We start from the raw sequence: 19,251 nt of genomic DNA, 5'->3' as shown, positions 1-19,251 counted from the left end.
AAATGAATATTTCATTCACCTCAAGACATTTTGATGCAAGCGAAAATCTTAAAGAATTTAGTAAAGGAAGTGTTGAGAAATTAGAACACTTTTACGACCGTATAGTATCTTGCGATATTGTTCTGGAGCCTACATCTGATCCCAAACATCCTCAGAAAGCAGAATTAATAATTAAAGTACCCAGAAAGGTAATTGCCGTGAATGAAAAAGCAGAGTCTTACGAAAAAGCAGTGGCCGTTGCAGTGGATGTAGCAACGCGTCAGCTAAAACGATATAAACAAAAACTACAAGAAGCATATTAATGCCATTTACTGCCAGCGAGCCTATTCCTCGTAAAGAAAAGATCAGTGTCTCTTATCTAGTTCAAAAACTAAGGGAACGTGTTCAGCTCAATCTAACCGCTTGTACTTCCGGTGATTGTTCTGAATACAAATTCGTTTATGAAGTTGATCTTCACAGACCGGGGATGGCTCTTGCCGGCTATACCGACCTTTTTACTTATAAGAGAATCCAGATCATAGGAAACACTGAAACTCAATTTCTGGATCATCTTCCAAATTCTGAACAGATAAAAGCATTTGAAAATATTACCGGTTTTGACCTGCCGGTGATCTTTTTAACGGATGGTAACAAGCTTTCAGATGATTTAATCAAAATTGCAGAGAAAGCTTCCATTCCTATCTACTCCACTCCTGTAGAAACTACTCGGTTTATGTTTTTACTTCGGGATTTTCTGGAAGATCAATTTGCAACCCAAACTATGGTGCATGGCGCTATGGTAGATGTGTACGGAATTGGGATTTTAATAGCAGGAAAATCCGGAATAGGTAAAAGTGAAGTAGCACTTGATCTTATTGAACGTGGCCATCGTTTGGTGGCTGATGATGTGGTTATGCTTACCAAGAAAAGTAACGTGCTCATGTCTTCTGCAACTGAAATGAGTAAACATTTTATGGAAATCCGTGGACTTGGTATTGTAGATGTGATGTCGATGTTTGGCATTCGCTCAATCCGTTATCAAAAAAGACTGGAAGTTGTATTAGAACTCACACTTTGGGATGAAGCCCGTGATGTTGAGCGAACAGGACTCAATCACGATTCTGTCTCTATATTAGGTCTGGATATTCCTTTAATCCACCTTCCTATCACTCCCGGTAAAAATATAACCGTAATCGCCGAAGTGATTGCCATGAATTATTTATTGAAACATTATGGCTACGATCCCGCAAAAGCATTCCAGGACAGGATCCAGTCAAAAATAGCAAGTAAAACCGGGGATTTCGATCCTACTCCAAGAAGAGCGATCGAATACTTTGAAGGAGATGTTGAGTAACATTAGAATGTTTGGTTACTCTTTGACTAGGAAACTACTAGTGTGTAACTTTGACGGGTTTATAAAATAGGATATGTCACTACATAATCATTATTACTACGACGAGGAAAGCTGCGAATTTATACCAATGGAGTATAATAAGGCAGAGCAAATCATCTATAACTTATCTATCTGGATATTAACCGGTGTGTTTTTATCCGGACTGGGTATTATTTTTCTTTCCAGTTATGTCGGTACACCGGCTGAATTGGCTCTCAAAGCTGAAAATGAAATTCTTTATAAGCAGCTTGAAACCACCAAAAAATCAATTTTAGATATTGATAGCCAGCTCAAAGAAATTGCAGAAGCTGACAATGAAGTTTATCGTTCTGTGTTAGGTCTGGAAGAAATTTCTACTGATGAGCGCGAAGCAGGTTCCGGTGGAGGTACCCCGAATCCGGAATTCGATGTTTATAATCAATCAACAGCAGAACTCTTGAGATGGACATCTTCAAAAATTGACAACCTGGAACGGCGTATCAGTATTCAAAAAATTAGTTTTGAAGAACTTAAACAGTCTTACAACACCAATAAGGATAAACTACAACACTTACCTGCAATAAAACCAACCGCCGGTATTTTGCTGAGTAGTTTTGGAATGAGAGAGCATCCTGTTTTAGGCTATACCAGAACGCATGGTGGTGCGGATTTTCGCGCTGATATTGGCAGTTCTGTATATTCTACCGCAAATGGGAAGATCAAATATGTAGGACTCCGAGGAACTCTTGGTCGTATAATTGTAATAGATCATGGCTACGGATATGAAACCCTTTATGCTCATTTGTCCACTGTACCTAAAGACATTAAACGTGGTACTGAAGTAGAAAGAGGACAATTAATAGGTTACTCAGGTAACTCAGGATTAACCGAAGGTCCTCATCTCCATTACGAGATTCATTTGAATAATCAGAAAGTGAATCCTATCAATTATCTTTTTGCCGATATCTCACCTGAAGAATATCTCCTCTTCCAGGAAATAGCCAGAAAGAACACTAAATCAATGGACTAATTGCACATTATTTTGCAATTCCAATAAGCATAAGTCCTCCCTTTTCTTTTTCTTGAATCAAATTTCAAATCTTAAGTTGTATTCATGAAACTGAACAAATTCTACTTCACCCTATTTGCTTTATTAGTAGCAATTCCCGGAGTAAGTCAACCTCTGGTTAAGCAAAACATCAAAGAAACATCCGATAAACTTATAAAATCTGCACTGGCTAATGACTTGGGTTTTGAAAGATTGGCTCACTTAACAGACTATTATGGCCCCAGATTAAGTGGCTCAGAAGTTCTTGAACAAGGTATTGATTGGGTAGTTCAGGAAATGGAAAAAGACGGCTTTGACAGAATATGGACGCAGCCTGTGACTGTTCCTCATTGGGTTCGAGGAAAGGAATCTGCTACTCTTGATGCTCCTATCCAAAAAGAATTACCGATGGCTAGTTTGGGTGGAAGCGTTGGAACTCCTGAGGAAGGAATTACTGCCGAAGTTATGTTGGTAAAGAGTTTTGAAGATCTTGAAAAAAGAAGCGCTGAAGCAAACGGAAAGATCGTACTCTTCAATGTTCCATTTACTACTTACGGACAAACTGTTCAGTATAGAGTTAACGGTGCTTCTGCGGCTGCTAAGCACGGAGCTGTTGCAAGCGCTTTGGCATCAGTTGCATCCTATTCTATGCAAACTCCTCACACAGGAACTATGAGTTATGAAGAAGGAGTAAAGAAAATTCCCCATGCAGCTCTAACTACCGAAGATGCTAACCTGATAGAACGATTTATAAAACGTGGTGAGACCGTTACTCTTACTTTAAAAATGGAAGCCAAAAACTTACCCGATGCCCAATCCAGAAATGTGATTGCTGAAATTAAAGGAAGTGAGTTTCCGGAAGAGATCATTGTAATGGGCGGACATATTGACGCCTGGGATAACGGACACGGAGCTATGGATGACGGCGGTGGATGTGTTGCTGCCTGGGAAGCTTTAAGGTTGATAAAAGAAACAGGTGTACGTCCTAAAAGAACCATCCGAGTTGTCTTATGGACAAATGAAGAAAATGGTTTGAGAGGCGCAAATGAATATTTAAGATGGGTACAAGAGGATGAGAAATCATTAGATAATCATATTCTGGCTATGGAATCGGATGCCGGAGTTTTTGATCCTATTGGTTTTGGATTTAGCGGAAGTGATGATGCTTATAAAATACTTGTCGAGATTGGTAAAATGCTCAAATCTGCTGACTCAGGTGAAGTAAGAAAAGGTGGTGGAGGTGCTGACATTGGTCCATTAATGAGAAATGGCGTTCCCGGAATGGGATTGAATGTTGATGGTAGCAAATACTTTTGGTTTCATCATACAGCGGTTGATACGATCGACAAGCTAAATATTGATGATTTTAATGAGTGCGTGGCTACAATGGCTGTATTTGCATTTGCTGTTGCAGATCTGGATGTAAGATTACCCCGTTAGGATCTGTTTTCAGCTAACCATTTTTCTGCAAGCTGATCTCCTGCTTTGATGGATTTTTTAACCCACTCAAGCAGGAGTTCTTCCCTCCTGTTTTCAGATAAAGCCCATTCAGATTCAGGAACGGATCTGCGTAATCTGGTTGAAGTATCATACAAACAGATTGCTGCACTCACGGATATATTAAAGCTTTCGCTAAAACCTGACATCGCAATTTTTACAAAAGCATCAGCCTGATCCATAACCTGATCAGTAACGCCTTCCAATTCTGTACCAAAAACCAAAGCGGTAGGTTTAGAAATATCCAATTCGTCTAAATTATGATCGTTTTCATGAGGTGTTGTAGCAACAATTTGGTATCCCTTTTGTCTTAGAACTTCGAAACAATCAGAAACGTTATCTGAATCAGGATTTTTATAACGGTGTAATGAAAGCCATTGATCGGCCCCAATAGTAACTTCTGATGACGCATCAAAAACATTATTATTTTCAATCACATGAACATCCTGAATTCCAAAACCATCGCAGCTTCTTAAAACAGCACTCGCATTATGCGGTTGATAAATATCTTCCAAAACGACAGTGATGTGTTCAGTTCTTTTATCAAGGACTTCATTGATACGGTTCCATCTGGCTTCGGAGATAAACTGCTTCAGATATTCAATTAATTGTTTGTTCATGTGTATAATGTAAATAAAAAAAGCCGTCTCTTATTCAGAAACGGCTTTAGTAAAGTCTATTTTATCAGTTACAACGAAAAGTAAATCCTTTCTTTCGGATCGTTTCGATGTAATCAGTTTCAGTATATTCACGAATTTTCTTTCTCAGATAACTGATATATACGTTTATATAATTTGTTTGAGTATCAAAATGAATATCCCACACTTTTTCAGCGAGTTCTTCCTGTGTGATTATTCTGTTTTTATTCTTTATAAAATAAACAAGCAGATTAAACTCGTTATTGGTGAGCTGAAGCTTGTTATCATTTACAGTGCATTCCCTTTTCAATAAATGAACATTAATTTCACCACAGGTAAGCGTTTGATCTCCTGAAGATTCTGTTCTTCGTTGAATAGCTTCCATCCTTGCCAGTAATTCTTCAGTATTAAATGGCTTTGTCAGGTAGTCATCAGCACCGACTTTGAGGCATTTTACTTTAACATCTGTTTCTTGTTCACCGGAAAGAATAAGAACCGGAGTAACTACTCCCTCATCTCTGATCTGTTTACATACTTCGTATCCGTCACCATCCGGTAAACCAAGATCGAGTACGATCATTTCAAAATTTTCGCCTGTCGCTAGGGCCTGACCATCCTTAGCAGTTTCAGCAGTTATTACGGTATTGTCGTTATGTTCTAAAACTGCTTTTACAAGCGTTCTAACTGAAGGATCGTCTTCAACAACAAGAATTTTCATATGCGATTTAAATTAGTTGACTGATCAGGTTACTCTTTAATGTTAGTTAGAAAAAATTAACAAACATTAGAAAGAAAACCTAACTACTCATAATATTTATTAGAAATTAGTACCCGTTTTCCTTAAGCCAGAGCTCACTTTCTGCTATAAACGGTTGCGAGAGCTTATGTTGCGCTTCTATTGATTTAAAACGTGCGTTAAATCCTTCCTCTTTTAGCTTTTCGATTTCTTTCTGTTGTGGTTCTGGAAAAACACTCGTATCTCCGGATCCATGGAGAGCCAAAACATTAATATGTTTAGCTTCTTGTAGTCTATCAGTGAAAACTTCCGTTTTTATTCTGGCTCCAATTATAATTGCCTCATTCACATGCTTCCACCTTGAAAGCATAAAATAGCCGGCCAGATATCCACCCATAGAATACCCAAATAAACATAATCTGCTTACTTCTATGTTTGGTAATAAATTATCGATGATCTCCTGAATGAATTCGGATGACAGCTCCATAGATCTAACAAACTGTTGCTGCTCTCCATCATACAAATACCAGCTCCTGCCCCAATCTTCTACTTTTTTAGTGCGTGTCTGGTCATATAAGGGATAAGGTGCCTGAATAAATAAATGATAAGCTTTCAACTCAGTTAATGGGTTCACTATTTTCTCAAAGCGATCAATATTTTGATTAAATCCGTGTAAATAGACAATTAAAGGCTTTTTTCCTTTTTCCCCTGTCTCATACAATTTATACGGCACTTCTATTTTGAAGGACGCCTTACCGGAAATCAAAACTTCTTTCATATAATTTTTAGTCTTACGATAGCACTTTTATTCCTTTTAATAAATGTAATTATGGATTGGCATTTGAGGCGATACCTCTTACTTTTGGATGAGTAAATCATCATCAGAAAAAATAAACTTATGTCAGTGATTCGCAACGATTGGACCGAAGAAGAAATCTCAGAGATTTATAACACTCCGCTGATGGAGTTAATATACAGAGCTGCTACAGTCCATCGCGAATATCATGAAACAGGCGAAGTTCAGGTTTGTACCCTTCTTTCGATTAAAACAGGTGGTTGTTCTGAAGACTGCGCTTATTGCCCTCAATCTGCCCGCTACGATACCGGCGTTGACTCTGAGAAACTGATGCCTAAAGAAATGATCCTTGCTTCAGCTGAGAGAGCTAAAGAAGCCGGAAGTACTCGTTTTTGTATGGGTGCAGCCTGGAGAAGTGCCAGACGAAACAAAGATTTTGATGAAGTTTTAGATGTGGTTTCTTCTGTAGCTGATATGGGACTTGAAGTGTGCGCCACTTTGGGAATGCTGAATGATGAACAAGCTGCTCAACTTAAAGAAGCCGGATTATATGCTTACAATCACAATCTAGATTCCAGCGAAGATTTTTATAAAAAGATCATTACTACCCGTTCTTATGACGATCGCTTAGACACCATCAAAAAAGTTCAGGACAACAATATTTCGGTTTGCTCCGGTGGAATTATTGGAATGGGCGAAACACATGAAGACAGAATTGGATTGCTTTATACACTGTCTAACTTAGATCAGCATCCGGAATCAGTTCCTGTAAATGCTTTGATCGCCGTAAAAGGAACTCCGATGGAAAATCAGCCCAAAGTACCAAGTTGGGATATGGCTCGAATGATCGCCACCGCCAGAATTTTGATGCCGCAATCTATGGTTCGTCTTTCTGCAGGACGTGTTCGAATGAACTTCGAAGAACAGGCGCTATGTTTTATGGCGGGAGCTAACTCGATTTTTACAGGAGAGAAACTTCTAACTACGGACAACAATGAGCTGGACGAAGACATGCATATGTTTGAGTTATTTGGCTTGAAGCCACGACCTTCTTACAAGAATGCGAAGCCGGAGCATGTGCCGGTTAATGTTTGATTTGTTGATCATAAATTTGATTTTATATAGATTGAGATAACTAATCCTAAAGCTATGAAGAGTACACTTAAAGAAATTAAAACGTCTGCTCTTAATCTTGATGAAAAAGACCGAATTGAACTTTTACAATCCCTTGTAGAGAGTTTGGACAGAAATAAGACACTGTTATATGAAGATGAATGGCTGGAAATCGCTCGAGAAAGAGAAGTCAATTATAAAGCTAAGAAATCATCATCAACTTCTTGGATAGATATAAAAAAAGAGCTGAATAAGAAAATACAGTCTTAAAATGCCTTTTTTTACCTCGCTCCGATGCTCTGCGTCGGAGCGTATTTTGTGGTCCTTCAAATTACCATCAAGACAAATAGATCTTCTTAATATGGTCTCTATATTTAGAGATTAAAGCTTATCCGATTTGTTCCGACGCAGAGCATCGGAACAAGGAATAGCCTAAACATACACCTGTTCAGGAAAAACCAGCATCAAACATTTACAAACTCTTTCTTAGCAGTACTTGTAAATCTTAGATAAGAAGGTGACTTTCAATTAACTCAAAAATTACTCGATGAAATCACTTTCTTTAATTCTACTGGCTCTTTTCACAGCTGTATCCTGTACAACGCAAAAAAAGCAACACATCACAGCCGATTTTGAAACCGTTCAGGATTCTACCTCCATCCTATTTTCTGTAGAAGGACTCAGCCAACCTGAAGCGGTTCGATACGATGAATCTCAAAATGTGTATTTCATTTCGAATTTCAATGGTGGCGGAAATGATCTTGACAGCAACGGCTTTATTACCAAAGTAGATGCTGAAGGAAATGTTATAGAGATGCAATTCATGACCGGAACAGATGAATATCCATTTCATGCTCCACGAGGGATGTATATCGAAAAAGGATCTCTTTGGGTAGCCGATGTAACAGGTGTTCATGTCTTTGACACCAAAACAGGAGCTCAACAAAAATTCATAGATTTCACATCATTTCAGCCGGGTTTCCTTAATGATGTTTCAGGAGATGGCTCCGGAAGTATTTATGTAACTGACACCGGAAAACCGATCGTTTATAAAATAGAAAACGACTCTCCTTCTGTATTCTTGGACTCTCTCCCTGTATATCCGAATGGAATTACATTTAGTCTTCTGAAAAACGAGTTTGTCCTCGCTCCTTGGCGTGGTGACACTACGTTTTATTCATTCAGAATAACTAAAGAAGTGGAAGAACACTACACCTTCCAAGGTGGGAACTTCGATGGCTTAGAATTTGATGAAGGCATGTTATTGGTTGCAAGTCAGGTCGACCAAAGCATTCGTGTACATGACGGTAGTTCAAACAAGATACTGATCCATACCATTGGCAGACCCGCAGATATTGGCATCGACAGAACCAATAAGATCATTGCTGTTCCTTACATTGCGCTCAATCGTGTAGATTTCTGGGGATACTCCCGGAACTAAATCTGTTCACAGTAATTAACATAGTAACAATAGATAAATTAACCTGTTGATCTAATTAATGATACACATCGAAGACGAACAAAAAGAACTTGATCGCCTTACCAGACTAGCTGAATTCGACATAGATTATTCCAAAGATTTTGAAGATCTGGATGACCTGTCAAAGCTTGCTGCTCATATTTCGGGAACACCAATTTCATTGATCAATCTGATCGGAGCCAACACTCAGTGGTCGATTTCAGATTACGGAATTGAGCAAGATCAGATGCCCCGAAAAGATTCGATTTGTGATCATACCATTTATGAAGAGGAATATTTAGAGCTTTCTGATCTGCATAAAAGCGAGGAATTCAAAGATAAGCCTTATATAGCCGGTGAGCCTAATTTGAAGTATTATTTTGGGATACCTTTGCGCACTAAAGATGGCATTAACATAGGCGCCATTTGTGTGATGGATCAAACTAATCACTACTTCCCTCCTGAAAAGATAGAGATGTTCAAGATCATAGCTGATGAAGTTATGAGACGACTGGAGCATTATAAATTAGTCAAAGATCTAAGAGAAAAGCTGGAAGAAGCAGACGATGTTTCTCGTAAAGTAAGTCATGATATTCGCGGACCTATTGGTGGAATTATAGGTTTATCTCAGATCATAAGAGATAATGCTGAAGAGCAGGATATTTCCAATATTGTTGAATTGATCGAAATGATCAACAAAGGTGGAAAAACTGTTCTTGAGCTGGCTGATGAAATCCTCTCAACGCATAGAAAAAGTGATGAGAAGCCGGATTTTAAAAGAGAATCATTTGATCTTTCTACTCTTAAAGAGAAACTCATTGATCTGTACAAGCCACAGGCACAGCTTAAAGACATTGACTTCAGAGTTCAGATCGAAATTGTAAACAAAGAGCTGTTGTTCCCCAAAAACAAAATGCTTCAGATCTTCGGGAATATGATCTCTAACGCAATAAAGTTCACCAATCCGAGTGGAAATGTTGTTGTAAATTTGGGTTTTGGAGAAATCAAAGATTCCAGAGCACAATTAAACTTCAGTGTTAAAGATGACGGCGTTGGAATGACTGATAAGCAAATTGAACAAATGCTCAACCATCAGGCACAATCGACTCCCGGAACAAATGATGAGCGTGGTTTTGGCTTTGGTTTTCGACTTTCAAAGCATCTGGTAAATACATTGAAAGGAACTATTGAAATTAAATCAGAGCTCAACAAAGGAACTGAAATTCTGGTACATCTTCCGGTAAAGATCTTCGATCAAAAGAATTAGATGTCTTTGTAATTATCCAATTCCAGAGTCCAGTCGTATTCCAGAAAACTTACTGAAGGATCGGCATCCTGTGGAATGATATCATACTTCTTTAACATTTCTACTGCTCCGGATTTGCCACCAAAGTCGGCACGAAACCAACTCATAAGTGCATTTACCTTCACTTTGTCTTTATCCACATCGTATTCTGTAGTCTTTTCCAGATATTGTTTGGAGGAGATATCGAGTTGCTCCTCTACCCTTTCAGGATCATAAATAGCAATAAACGGACACGCTTTAGCTCCGCAATTCAACGCAAAGTGAACCCGTGGATCAACTTCTTCCCACCTGAACATCACTTCATAATCACTTGGAAACCATTTATCCCAATAGCCCATAGAAAGTTTGATCTTGGAATGACGAATGATTCCATGCTCGATGGTATCAAAACTCAGTTCTTTTCCGGCTATGGTGACCTGTGGCGACGAAAAGAAATTGTAACCAAACCAGGAGTTTCTGTCTTCAAACAATTCGGGCTTATCAAGCAACAAGATCTGCACGTATGCATTGTAGATATTCAACCAAAAAGCTTTTTTCTCAGATTCTGTATCCAGATCAACATTTAATTCCTCTTGGGAAACCTCAGCAAGTTTACTTTCAATCTGTTTTGTTGGTTTGCCGTCCCGTACGTTTTGCAACAGGATCATAGACAGCTCGGCAAAAGAGGTGTCCTTATTCAGGCTATCCATTTCCTGAGCTTGAAGGTTTGGTCCAGAAAAAAGCACAAAAATGGTTAAAAACAGAATATAAATTGGTTTCATATTTAGGTTGTTCATTAATTGAAATCTGTTGCGCTAATAACTTCGTAATTTAATATCATCCAAAGTGCTTTTAATATCATCACAAAATTATAAATAAGTTAATGGCGATAAGTATCATTATCCCAACATATAACGAAGAAAAAACGGTTCCGGATTTATTGGCTCATCTTTCTGCAGGAATTAACCACGTGAAAGACGCCGAAATTTTGGTGATCGATGGCGGAAGTACCGATAACACTGTTAAACTTGTTTCCGAATTGGGATTCACATGCATTCGTTCCAAACGAAAAGGACGTGCAGCTCAGATGAATGTGGGTGCAGAACATTCAAAGAATAATATCCTGTATTTTGTTCATGCGGATTCCATCCCTCCTGCTTCTTTTGCTGATGATATTTCAGAATCTTTGGAAATAGGATTTCAATCAGGATGTTATCGCTACAAATTCGATCACTATTACACTCCATTGCTTCGAATAAACTCCTATTGCACTCGTTTTGATCGAATTATGGTTCGTGGCGGTGACCAAACCTTATTTATCACCCGAAGTTTGTTTGATGAACTTGGAGGCTTCCGTGAAGATTACAGAATTATGGAAGATTACGATCTGATCGAAAAGATCCGGAAATCATCCAGCTTCCGAATCATTCAAAAAGATGCGATCGTTTCATCCCGAAAATATAAAGACAACGGCTACTTCAGAGTTCAGATCGCAAACCTTACCGTTTTTATGATGTATTTCGCCGGAGCATCCCAGGAAATGATGTGTCATGCTTATTCGAATATGTTGAACTATAGATAGTTTTTTTGAAAGCCACGGAAACACGAAGGCACAAAAGTAAAGTACTTACGATCCTCTTTTTAATAGCTGAAGTTCATTATCATTTTGACATAATTTATTACCATTCTTTGTCGTCATTTTTTGATATTTGAATCCTGTTATTGACACTTTAAAATTGAATTAAAACTCCTCAGTAAAAAGAATACATGCTTGATCATATTGAATACGAAAGCAACGAGTTAATTGACAGACTGCCAGAGCACTTAAAGCAGTTCATCAAGCCACAGAATTACGAAGATTACACTCCGGTTGATCAGGCTGTTTGGCGTTATGTGATGAAACGTTTGGTTAGTCATCTGTCTAAAGTAGCTCATGATTCATATTTGGAAGGATTAAAGAAAACAGGTGTTAGTCTTGATGAAATTCCAAGTATGTATGGAATGAATCGGATTCTAAAAGAAATTGGTTGGGCCGCTGTTGCTGTGGATGGATTTATACCTCCCAATGCTTTTATGGAATTTCAGGCGTACAAGATCTTAGTAATTGCGTCTGATATCAGACAATTAGAAAATATACAGTACACTCCTGCCCCGGATATTATCCATGAATCCGCGGGACATGCTCCAATTATTGCAAATCCTGATTACGCCGAGTATTTGAGAAGATTAGGAGCTATTGGCGCAAAGGCGATTCTCTCGAAGCATGATATGGATGTTTATGAAGCTGTCAGAAAGTTATCGATCTTGAAAGAAGCTAAAGGTACTCCTCAAGAAGAAATTGATGCCGCTGAATCTGAGATCGAAGCGCTACAGGAGAAAAAAGTCGAGCTTTCCGAAATGGCCAAGATCAGGAATTTGCAGTGGTGGACAGTTGAATATGGCCTGGTTGGTACTATTGACGATCCTAAGATCTATGGAGCAGGTCTTTTATCTTCTATAGGTGAAAGTATTTCCTGCTTAAAAGATGACGTGAAAAAAAATCCATATTCCATCGAAGCAGCAACACAGGAATTTGATGTTACTAAACCACAGCCTCAACTGTTTGTAACGCCTGACTTTTCGTACTTAATGCAGGTTTTGGAGGAGTTTGCGAACAATTTAAGTTTGAGAAAAGGTGGCAGCAAAGGTTTACAGAAACTCATTAATTCAAAGATGGTGGGCACTATCGAGTTGAGTACGGGACTTCAGATTTCCGGAAATTTTTCCAGAACTATACTTGATGAAGATAGCGAAGTTATTTTCTTTGAAACCGAAGGACCTACAGCTTTGGCTTACAGAGAAAAAGAACTTATCGGGCACGGAATAGAAACTCACAAGAATGGATTCAGTTCTCCTCTCGGGAAATTAAAAAACATCAATCTCGCCATTGAAGATATGGGTCCGGTGGATCTGAAAGCATATAATTTTTACGATGGCAAGCATCTGTCATTCGAATTTGAAAGCGGAATAAAAGTCGAAGGATTAAACGTTACCGGTATCAGAAGCTTACAAGGCAAGTTATTGTTGATTCAGCTAAAGGATTGTACCGTTTCCTACAATGATGAAGAATTGTTTACTCCAGAAGACGGCGTCTATAATATGGTAGTCGGAAAAGATATTGTTTCAGCTTTTGCCGGCAGTGCAGACAGCAGCTCATTTCCGAACTTATACAGCAAGTCATCTACTTTGACTGTAAAAAAAGAACGGCCGGGTTCTTTGAGCGAATTAGAAAAGCACTATCAATCTATAAGAGAGTACAGAGAAAAGAATTCAGACGACGCTGCTTTTCTTAAAAATCTATTTCAGGAATTGAAATCAGAACATCCTGAAGAATGGCTGCTAATGTTTGAGATTCTGGAAATTTCGAAAGATGAAGCCCTTAACCAACTTTTAAGAGATCATTTGAATAAGCTAGCGGTAGATTCTCCCAAGCTGAAATCACTTATTGAAGATGGTTTAGAATTGATCGAAGAAGGACTTCCTGTTTAGATTATAGATAGTTGATTTTGAGCCACGGAAGCACGAAGGCACTAAAGCAGGGCTATCATTGTGGGTTTTAGATAATTGGTTGAAAATTTAGTAGTGCTACGCCTATAAAAATTCGCCCTTAGTATTTTAGACGGAATAGAGAACATGATCCGGATGCGTCTGCGAAGCAGGAATAATCCTTTCCGGTGAGAAATGTAGAAATGTATCTAAGCGAACGAAGACCTTTAGGATTATTCAGCGCAGGATCAGTGAACCCGTCTAAAATACTAAGGGCGAATTTTTATAGGATTCAGTTACTTGGCTCTGTGTACTTTTGTACCGACAAAAGTACCAAAAGCTCCCGACAAGAATTATTGGCGCGAACTCCATTACATCGACTAATCATTACAAAAGGTCTTCGCTAGTATGATACACATTCAAGAATCAGCCAGAAGTGTAATGATTCCTCCTTCGGAGCCGTCGATTTCATTACGTTCTTGGCTCGCCAATAATTCTAAGTTCGGTGTAATTGGAGACTTTTAAAAAAATCAGGTTTAAAGACAAGGCGAATTTTTTTACAACTATCTCTAAATACCTTGTCATTTCGAAGGAGCTTGTCGACTGAGAAATCTAAAGATTGATTTCAAAGCAGAATTCTAAATTTCTCACATCCGCTCTAAATAACATAAAAGAAACAAATCTCCCTTCAAAGAAGGATTTAGTTTTTTAGATAAGCTTTTGGCATATTTAAATAAGCAATTTTCAGATATTAGAATCACAGCAAGGAAAATGAGACTATCAATCTTACTAATACTAATTCCTTTTTTCTCCTTGAAAGGTCAGGAGATCAGATATAACCTATTCATAATAGATCCTTGTGAGGACAAAATCGAAAAAAGTGATTTCTTTACAATGAAAAAGGACTCCATTGAATTTGTAATGTATTATCTTGATGATAGCACTTTGTTGCTTCCAAGTTTTGGAGTTTATGAGTTGGATTCAAAATTTAATGCAGAAACTAAATTAGTGAATGTAAGTAAAGCTATAAATTCTGATACCTTAATTGCTCCCAGAGTTCAAGAATTTGTCGTTACACATGACAAGTATGCATACAGATTTAAGAATTGTGGCAAGAATAGTCATGGTGTAGAAAAAAGTTATTATACAGATGGCTCTTTAAGAATGATGGGGAGTTTTAAAAAGGGTTTAGCCATTGGAGAGCTAAAGAGATTTTATGAAAACGGTGAAATCAAAGAGATTGCTAACTATACTAAAAAAGGTTTTCAAATAAATTCGACTCAATATCATAGAAATGGCGAAATCAGAAAAATTTCAATCTACAACAAAAAAGGCTGGCTTATAAAAACTTCAACTTATGATGATAAAGGTTTGTTAATTGAAGAATGGGAAAGAGACAAGTAGAGTTTCAACACCCCAAGATCTTTCAAGTTTGTAACTTGAAAGTATAAGCTCAGGAAGTCTATGACTTCCATTACAGAATTCACTTTACAAAAATACCACCACATTTAAATCTTAAAACCGTCTAAATCTAATTAAGCTTCAACCAAAAATTCCCCCTGCATTCCCTCCTCTTTCTGCTTATCTTTGACGCATGAAAAGTGCCGCATTTGAAACATTAGGTTGTAAGTTAAATTTCTCGGAAACCTCTTCCATGAGAAGAGACTTCGAGGACGAAGGTTTTGAGCTCAAAGAGTTCGATGATAAAGCTGATGTGTATGTTATAAATACCTGTTCCGTGACTCTGGATGCCAATTCTGCCTGCAGAAAGACCGTCCGACAAGCTCTCCGAAGAAACCCCGATGCTTTTGTGGCTGTAGTGGGTTGTTATGCTCAGTTGGAGCCTGAAGAAATTGCTCAGATCGAAGGCGTGGATGTGGTACTTGGTGCCAAAGATAAATTCCACCTGCTGGATCTGTTTGATGATTTTGTGAAGCAGGAAAAGACCATCATCCACAACACCGATGTGAATGAAGCAGTAGATTTCCACAATGCCTTTTCTTCAGACGACCGAACCCGCGCTTTTCTAAAGGTTCAGGACGGCTGTAATTATAAATGTTCGTTTTGTACCATTCCGCTGGCTCGTGGAGCGAGTAGAAGTCCCAAGATCGCGACGGTAGTTCGCAACGCTGAGCAGTTGGTAGCCGAAGGATTCAAAGAAATTATTGTTACCGGCGTGAACTCCGGAGATTTCGGTTACGGAACCGATGAGAACTTCTACATGCTTTTGCAAGCGCTGGACGAAGTTAAAGGATTGGAGCGATTACGTGTTTCTTCCATCGAGCCGAATTTATTGACCGAAGAGATCATCCGATTTGCTGCTACTTCAAAGAAATTACAGCCACATTTCCATATCCCACTACAAAGTGGCTCTGATGAAATGCTGAAGATCATGAGAAGACGTTATAAATCTGATCTGTACCGAAGCAGAGTGGAATTGATCAGAGAATTGATTCCGGATGCATGTATTGGTGTGGATGTAATTACCGGTCACCCGGGCGAAACAGAAGAATTGTTTCAGGAATCGTTTGATTTCATCAATTCACTGGATGTTTCTTATCTGCATGTGTTTACTTATTCCGAGCGACCAAACACCCATGCGCTTTCTCTAAAGCCCGTGATCCCTAAACAAGAGCGAAAGAAACGAACGCATAAGCTCAGAAGACTTTCAAAGAAAAAGCGTTTTAATTTCGATTCCCGATTTGAAGGCCAAGTGCGCCCTGCCCTGTTTGAAGAATCAGAAAAAGACGGATTGATGTTTGGATGGACAAACAATTATGTGCGTGTGGCTATCCCGTTTAATGAGCGATTGGTAAATACCATTCAGGATATTGAATTGACCTCGATCACCAGTGAAGGACATTTTTTAAGTACACTATCTGAATCGGTTCAACAAGAAGAACAAGCCATTGCGGAGCTCATTGATGGCTGAATCGGAAAATGATCTTATCAGCCGAACGATTCGGTTTCTGAATCAACAAAAAGAAATGTATGGTGATTTTTCTGTGAAGCAGGAAGAGTCTTTAGCCACAAAAACACAGAATCACGAAAAAGAGAATAACGAAGTTAAAGTAGTTTCTGAAGTTTCTGAGCAAGAAGAGGTTTCAGCCACGGAATCTCAAAAGCACGAAAATATTGAAGAAAAAGTAGAAGCTGATACTTCTGTTTCTGTTGAAGAAGTGAAAACAGAGTATCAAACTGAAGAAGTTAAGCCTGAGTTAACCGAAGCAGAACTTATCGCTCAGTGTTCAACTTTAGAAGAGCTGAAAGCTCTGTGTGAAAAGGCAGAGACTTTAAAAACCGATCTGGAAGGTACTAATCTGGTGTTTGGAGTTGGAAATCCGAATGCTGACTTGATGATCATCGGCGAAGCTCCCGGATTTAATGAGGACAAACAAGGTGAGCCTTTTGTTGGAGAAGCCGGTCAGCTGTTGGATAAGATCATGGCAGCCATCAATTTTAAGCGGGATGATATTTACATCGCCAATATTTTGAAACATCGTCCACCGGAAAACCGAGATCCCAAGGTAGAAGAACGCGCAAACAGTCTGCCCTATTTATTAAAACAGATCGAACTTGTTGACCCGAAATTGATCTTGTGTGTGGGCAGAGTTTCCGGAACTACTTTATTAGGTAAAGACGACTCTCTGAAAAATATGCGTTCCAAATTTCATGAGTTTAATGGCAGAGAGTTGATGGTAACCTATCACCCGGCGGCGTTACTCAGAAATCAGCAATGGAAGCGACCTACTTGGGAAGACGTTCAGAAACTCCGCAAACGATACGATGAGTTGGGCGGCAAACCCTGATAAATGTTAATAACTTTGTAGAAAAGTTGTTCGAAAGTTCCTCTAAATTCGTTTAAACTTTTAGTTACTTTAATGAGGTCATCCCGAACTTGTTTCGGGATCTTTGCGAAGGTTAATAACAATATTCTGCAACGATTAAGATCAAAGCTTTTTCTTAAGATCCTGAAATAAATTCAGGATGACTTAAATTTTTTTAGTTCAGTAAATGGCAACAAACGGTTCAGCATACAAAAAAAACAATTACGTAGAGTCCAATAAGATTTTGGAGCAGCAAGGACGAGTACCACCTCAGGCAGTTGAAGTTGAGGAAGCAATTCTGGGCGCTATGCTGATCGAAAACGGAGCTGCTATTATCGCTTTTGGTATGTTGGTTGCTGAAGATTTCTATAAGCCTGCTCATCGCCATATTTTCGAAACAATTAAGAATCTCTCCGAAAGAGATAATCCGTTAGATCTTTTGACGGTAGAAAACGAGCTTCGGGATAATAATTTACTGGATGCAAGTGGTGGTCCCTCCTATTTATCTGATCTGACTCGCTCCGTAAGTTCAGCGGCAAACATCGAATATCATTCTCAGATCATTATTGAGAAAGCGGTTAAGCGAAATCTGATCCTGAATTGTACCGATGTAATTAAAGACTCTTACGACACTGCTTCGGATGCGTACGATGTTTTGGATGACGCAGAGCAACGAATTTTTGATCTTGCCAATAATAAGACCAAGAATGCTTCAAAGCCTGTATCTGAAATTCTGAAAGATACTCTTGAGTATCTGGAAGATATGCGTGGTAAAGAAGGCGGAATCACCGGAGTTCCTACGGGATTATCTATCGATACCATGACGGCCGGATGGCAGAAAGGCGATCTGATCATTATTGCAGCGCGACCTTCTATGGGTAAAACGGCTTTTGTACTGACGGCTGCCCGAAATGCTGCAATGCATCATGATGAAAAACTAAGAACTTCTGTAGCTCTCTTCAGTTTGGAGATGTCGAATCAATCGTTGGTTCAGAGATTGTTGACTATGGAAGCTCGTGTAAATGCATCGGAAGCCCGAAAAGGAACGCTGAACGACGACAGTTTCAAACAATTGATCGAGGCTGCCAGTAATTTACACGAAGCAGATATCTTTATTGATGATACTCCGGCAATCACATTGATGGAGCTTCGTACTAAATGTCGACGCCTAAAAAGTGAGCATGATGTTGGATTGATCATCATTGATTATCTGCAGTTGATGCAGGGAAATACCAAAGACACCGGGAATCGTGAGCAGGAAATTGCTTCTATTTCCCGTGGACTTAAAGCACTGGCCAAAGAACTTGATGTTCCGGTTATTGCACTCTCGCAGTTGAGTCGTGCAGTGGAACAACGTGGTGGTGATAAACGACCACAGCTTAGTGACTTACGTGAATCAGGTTCGATCGAGCAGGATGCTGATGTTGTGATGTTTTTATATCGTCCTGAGTACTATAAGATTACAACTACGGAAGATGGTCAGTCTACAGCCGGACTTGCTGAAGTGATCATTGGAAAGCAAAGAAACGGTCCGGTTGGAAGTAAAATGCATTACTTCGTTAAGGACTATGCTCGTTTTGAAAATCTAACTACGGCTGATTCCGGAGGATTCTTTGGCGAATCTCAGGGACAGGCTCAATTGCCGGATAACTTTGATCAGGGAAGTTCGGGGCCACCGCCTATGCCACATAATCCTGCACCTGATGAGGATGCGCCTTTCTAGTTAAATTGGTTTCTTTTATTTAAATTGCATCAATTATTAAACATTGATGCATAATTAATCATGAGAACTACTTTAGATATACCTAAAAAGCTGATTGAAGAAGCTATGGAAGTTACCGGAGCTACAACCAAAAGTCAGTTGATCAAAGATGCTTTACAAGCCCGTATTGATGAGGTAAAGAGAAAAAGGTTGATTTCTTTGAAGGGTACCATTGATTTGGACATTGATCTCGATTCTCTAAGAAACAGATAAA

Annotated in this window: 19 protein-coding genes; 15 read left to right on the top strand and 4 right to left on the bottom strand. The window is 38.9% G+C overall.

Annotated elements, in window-relative coordinates:
* The first annotated feature begins 2 nt into the window (after positions 1-2).
* From hpf to A8B79_RS12765, 4 genes are all read left to right on the top strand, one after another.
* Positions 3-302: a ribosome hibernation-promoting factor, HPF/YfiA family gene (gene hpf / locus A8B79_RS12780; RefSeq protein WP_066223373.1), complete on the top strand. Its 300-nt coding sequence runs from the start codon at positions 3-5 to the stop codon at positions 300-302.
* Entirely contained in the window at positions 302-1,333 is a 1,032-nt protein-coding gene (gene hprK, locus A8B79_RS12775; protein WP_066223371.1) for an HPr(Ser) kinase/phosphatase, read from the top strand. The genes hpf and hprK overlap by 1 nt, the downstream gene beginning before the upstream one ends.
* Positions 1,334-1,406: 73 nt before the next feature.
* Complete coding sequence (locus tag A8B79_RS12770) at positions 1,407-2,381, top strand: M23 family metallopeptidase (RefSeq protein WP_066223370.1); 975 nt, start codon at positions 1,407-1,409, stop codon at positions 2,379-2,381.
* Positions 2,382-2,465: 84 nt separating this feature from the next.
* Entirely contained in the window at positions 2,466-3,839 is a 1,374-nt protein-coding gene (locus A8B79_RS12765; RefSeq protein WP_066223368.1) for a M28 family metallopeptidase, read from the top strand.
* Here A8B79_RS12765 and A8B79_RS12760 read toward each other — a convergent pair.
* From A8B79_RS12760 to A8B79_RS12750, 3 genes are all read right to left on the bottom strand, one after another.
* Positions 3,836-4,516: a TrmH family RNA methyltransferase gene (locus A8B79_RS12760; protein ID WP_066223366.1), complete on the bottom strand. Its 681-nt coding sequence runs from the start codon at positions 4,514-4,516 to the stop codon at positions 3,836-3,838. The genes A8B79_RS12765 and A8B79_RS12760 overlap by 4 nt on opposite strands.
* Positions 4,517-4,580: 64 nt before the next feature.
* Positions 4,581-5,252, bottom strand: coding sequence for a response regulator transcription factor (locus A8B79_RS12755; protein ID WP_066223364.1), 672 nt, complete (start codon positions 5,250-5,252; stop codon positions 4,581-4,583).
* Between the two features lie 106 nt (positions 5,253-5,358).
* Complete coding sequence (locus A8B79_RS12750) at positions 5,359-6,048, bottom strand: alpha/beta hydrolase (RefSeq protein WP_066223360.1); 690 nt, start codon at positions 6,046-6,048, stop codon at positions 5,359-5,361.
* A 120-nt stretch (positions 6,049-6,168) separates the two neighbouring features.
* Here A8B79_RS12750 and bioB point away from each other — a divergent pair, with 120 nt between their 5' ends.
* The 4 genes from bioB (at position 6,169) to A8B79_RS12730 (ending at position 9,905) form a co-directional block, all read left to right on the top strand.
* The gene (bioB, locus tag A8B79_RS12745) at positions 6,169-7,161 is read left to right on the top strand and encodes a biotin synthase BioB (protein ID WP_066223357.1); all 993 of its coding nucleotides are present in this window, start codon (positions 6,169-6,171) and stop codon (positions 7,159-7,161) included.
* A gap of 54 nt (positions 7,162-7,215) precedes the next feature.
* Positions 7,216-7,449, top strand: coding sequence for an addiction module protein (locus A8B79_RS12740; protein WP_066223353.1), 234 nt, complete (start codon positions 7,216-7,218; stop codon positions 7,447-7,449).
* Between the two features lie 277 nt (positions 7,450-7,726).
* Entirely contained in the window at positions 7,727-8,620 is an 894-nt protein-coding gene (locus tag A8B79_RS12735) for an SMP-30/gluconolactonase/LRE family protein (protein WP_066223352.1), read from the top strand.
* 58 nt (positions 8,621-8,678) lie between these two features.
* Positions 8,679-9,905, top strand: coding sequence for a GAF domain-containing sensor histidine kinase (locus tag A8B79_RS12730; RefSeq protein ID WP_066223350.1), 1,227 nt, complete (start codon positions 8,679-8,681; stop codon positions 9,903-9,905).
* Here A8B79_RS12730 and A8B79_RS12725 read toward each other — a convergent pair.
* Positions 9,902-10,705 carry a DUF547 domain-containing protein gene (locus A8B79_RS12725; protein ID WP_066223348.1) on the bottom strand — a complete coding sequence of 268 codons (804 nt, stop codon included), beginning with the start codon at positions 10,703-10,705 and terminating at the stop codon, positions 9,902-9,904. The two genes, A8B79_RS12730 and A8B79_RS12725, sit on opposite strands and share 4 nt — an antisense overlap.
* A 101-nt stretch (positions 10,706-10,806) precedes the next feature.
* Here A8B79_RS12725 and A8B79_RS12720 point away from each other — a divergent pair, with 101 nt between their 5' ends.
* From A8B79_RS12720 to A8B79_RS12690, 7 genes are all read left to right on the top strand, one after another.
* Positions 10,807-11,505, top strand: a complete 699-nt coding sequence (locus A8B79_RS12720) for a TIGR04283 family arsenosugar biosynthesis glycosyltransferase (protein ID WP_066223345.1) — start codon at positions 10,807-10,809, stop codon at positions 11,503-11,505.
* A gap of 185 nt (positions 11,506-11,690) precedes the next feature.
* Complete coding sequence (locus A8B79_RS12715) at positions 11,691-13,451, top strand: aromatic amino acid hydroxylase (RefSeq protein ID WP_066223344.1); 1,761 nt, start codon at positions 11,691-11,693, stop codon at positions 13,449-13,451.
* Positions 13,452-14,342: 891 nt separating this feature from the next.
* Positions 14,343-14,852, top strand: a complete 510-nt coding sequence (locus tag A8B79_RS12710; protein WP_161485172.1) for a toxin-antitoxin system YwqK family antitoxin — start codon at positions 14,343-14,345, stop codon at positions 14,850-14,852.
* Between the two features lie 190 nt (positions 14,853-15,042).
* Positions 15,043-16,380 carry a tRNA (N(6)-L-threonylcarbamoyladenosine(37)-C(2))-methylthiotransferase MtaB gene (gene mtaB, locus A8B79_RS12705; protein ID WP_066223341.1) on the top strand — a complete coding sequence of 446 codons (1,338 nt, stop codon included), beginning with the start codon at positions 15,043-15,045 and terminating at the stop codon, positions 16,378-16,380.
* Positions 16,373-17,257 carry a uracil-DNA glycosylase gene (locus A8B79_RS12700; protein ID WP_201118593.1) on the top strand — a complete coding sequence of 295 codons (885 nt, stop codon included), beginning with the start codon at positions 16,373-16,375 and terminating at the stop codon, positions 17,255-17,257. Before mtaB ends, A8B79_RS12700 begins: the two co-directional genes overlap by 8 nt.
* Positions 17,258-17,462: 205 nt before the next feature.
* The gene (gene dnaB, locus A8B79_RS12695; protein WP_066223339.1) at positions 17,463-18,998 is read left to right on the top strand and encodes a replicative DNA helicase; all 1,536 of its coding nucleotides are present in this window, start codon (positions 17,463-17,465) and stop codon (positions 18,996-18,998) included.
* Positions 18,999-19,058: 60 nt separating this feature from the next.
* Positions 19,059-19,250 carry a type II toxin-antitoxin system VapB family antitoxin gene (locus A8B79_RS12690; RefSeq protein WP_066223337.1) on the top strand — a complete coding sequence of 64 codons (192 nt, stop codon included), beginning with the start codon at positions 19,059-19,061 and terminating at the stop codon, positions 19,248-19,250.
* Position 19,251 lies beyond the last annotated feature (1 nt).

The sequence above is a fragment of the Balneola sp. EhC07 genome, from assembly GCF_001650905.1.
Lineage (GTDB): Bacteria > Bacteroidota > Rhodothermia > Balneolales > Balneolaceae > Balneola.
This window is presented reverse-complemented; position numbering and strand designations above follow the sequence as displayed.

Excerpts from the sequence above, each read along its gene's own strand:
- hpf (WP_066223373.1), top strand. The coding sequence starts at position 3 with ATGAATATTTCATTCACCTCAAGACATTTTGATGCAAGCGAAAATCTT.
- hprK (WP_066223371.1), top strand. The coding sequence starts at position 302 with ATGCCATTTACTGCCAGCGAGCCTATTCCTCGTAAAGAAAAGATCAGT.
- A8B79_RS12770 (WP_066223370.1), top strand. The coding sequence starts at position 1,407 with ATGTCACTACATAATCATTATTACTACGACGAGGAAAGCTGCGAATTT.
- A8B79_RS12765 (WP_066223368.1), top strand. The coding sequence starts at position 2,466 with ATGAAACTGAACAAATTCTACTTCACCCTATTTGCTTTATTAGTAGCA.
- A8B79_RS12760 (WP_066223366.1), bottom strand. The coding sequence starts at position 4,516 with ATGAACAAACAATTAATTGAATATCTGAAGCAGTTTATCTCCGAAGCC.
- A8B79_RS12755 (WP_066223364.1), bottom strand. The coding sequence starts at position 5,252 with ATGAAAATTCTTGTTGTTGAAGACGATCCTTCAGTTAGAACGCTTGTA.
- A8B79_RS12750 (WP_066223360.1), bottom strand. The coding sequence starts at position 6,048 with ATGAAAGAAGTTTTGATTTCCGGTAAGGCGTCCTTCAAAATAGAAGTG.
- bioB (WP_066223357.1), top strand. The coding sequence starts at position 6,169 with ATGTCAGTGATTCGCAACGATTGGACCGAAGAAGAAATCTCAGAGATT.
- A8B79_RS12740 (WP_066223353.1), top strand. The coding sequence starts at position 7,216 with ATGAAGAGTACACTTAAAGAAATTAAAACGTCTGCTCTTAATCTTGAT.
- A8B79_RS12735 (WP_066223352.1), top strand. The coding sequence starts at position 7,727 with ATGAAATCACTTTCTTTAATTCTACTGGCTCTTTTCACAGCTGTATCC.
- A8B79_RS12730 (WP_066223350.1), top strand. The coding sequence starts at position 8,679 with ATGATACACATCGAAGACGAACAAAAAGAACTTGATCGCCTTACCAGA.
- A8B79_RS12725 (WP_066223348.1), bottom strand. The coding sequence starts at position 10,705 with ATGAAACCAATTTATATTCTGTTTTTAACCATTTTTGTGCTTTTTTCT.
- A8B79_RS12720 (WP_066223345.1), top strand. The coding sequence starts at position 10,807 with ATGGCGATAAGTATCATTATCCCAACATATAACGAAGAAAAAACGGTT.
- A8B79_RS12715 (WP_066223344.1), top strand. The coding sequence starts at position 11,691 with ATGCTTGATCATATTGAATACGAAAGCAACGAGTTAATTGACAGACTG.
- A8B79_RS12710 (WP_161485172.1), top strand. The coding sequence starts at position 14,343 with ATGAAAAAGGACTCCATTGAATTTGTAATGTATTATCTTGATGATAGC.
- mtaB (WP_066223341.1), top strand. The coding sequence starts at position 15,043 with ATGAAAAGTGCCGCATTTGAAACATTAGGTTGTAAGTTAAATTTCTCG.
- A8B79_RS12700 (WP_201118593.1), top strand. The coding sequence starts at position 16,373 with ATGGCTGAATCGGAAAATGATCTTATCAGCCGAACGATTCGGTTTCTG.
- dnaB (WP_066223339.1), top strand. The coding sequence starts at position 17,463 with ATGGCAACAAACGGTTCAGCATACAAAAAAAACAATTACGTAGAGTCC.
- A8B79_RS12690 (WP_066223337.1), top strand. The coding sequence starts at position 19,059 with ATGAGAACTACTTTAGATATACCTAAAAAGCTGATTGAAGAAGCTATG.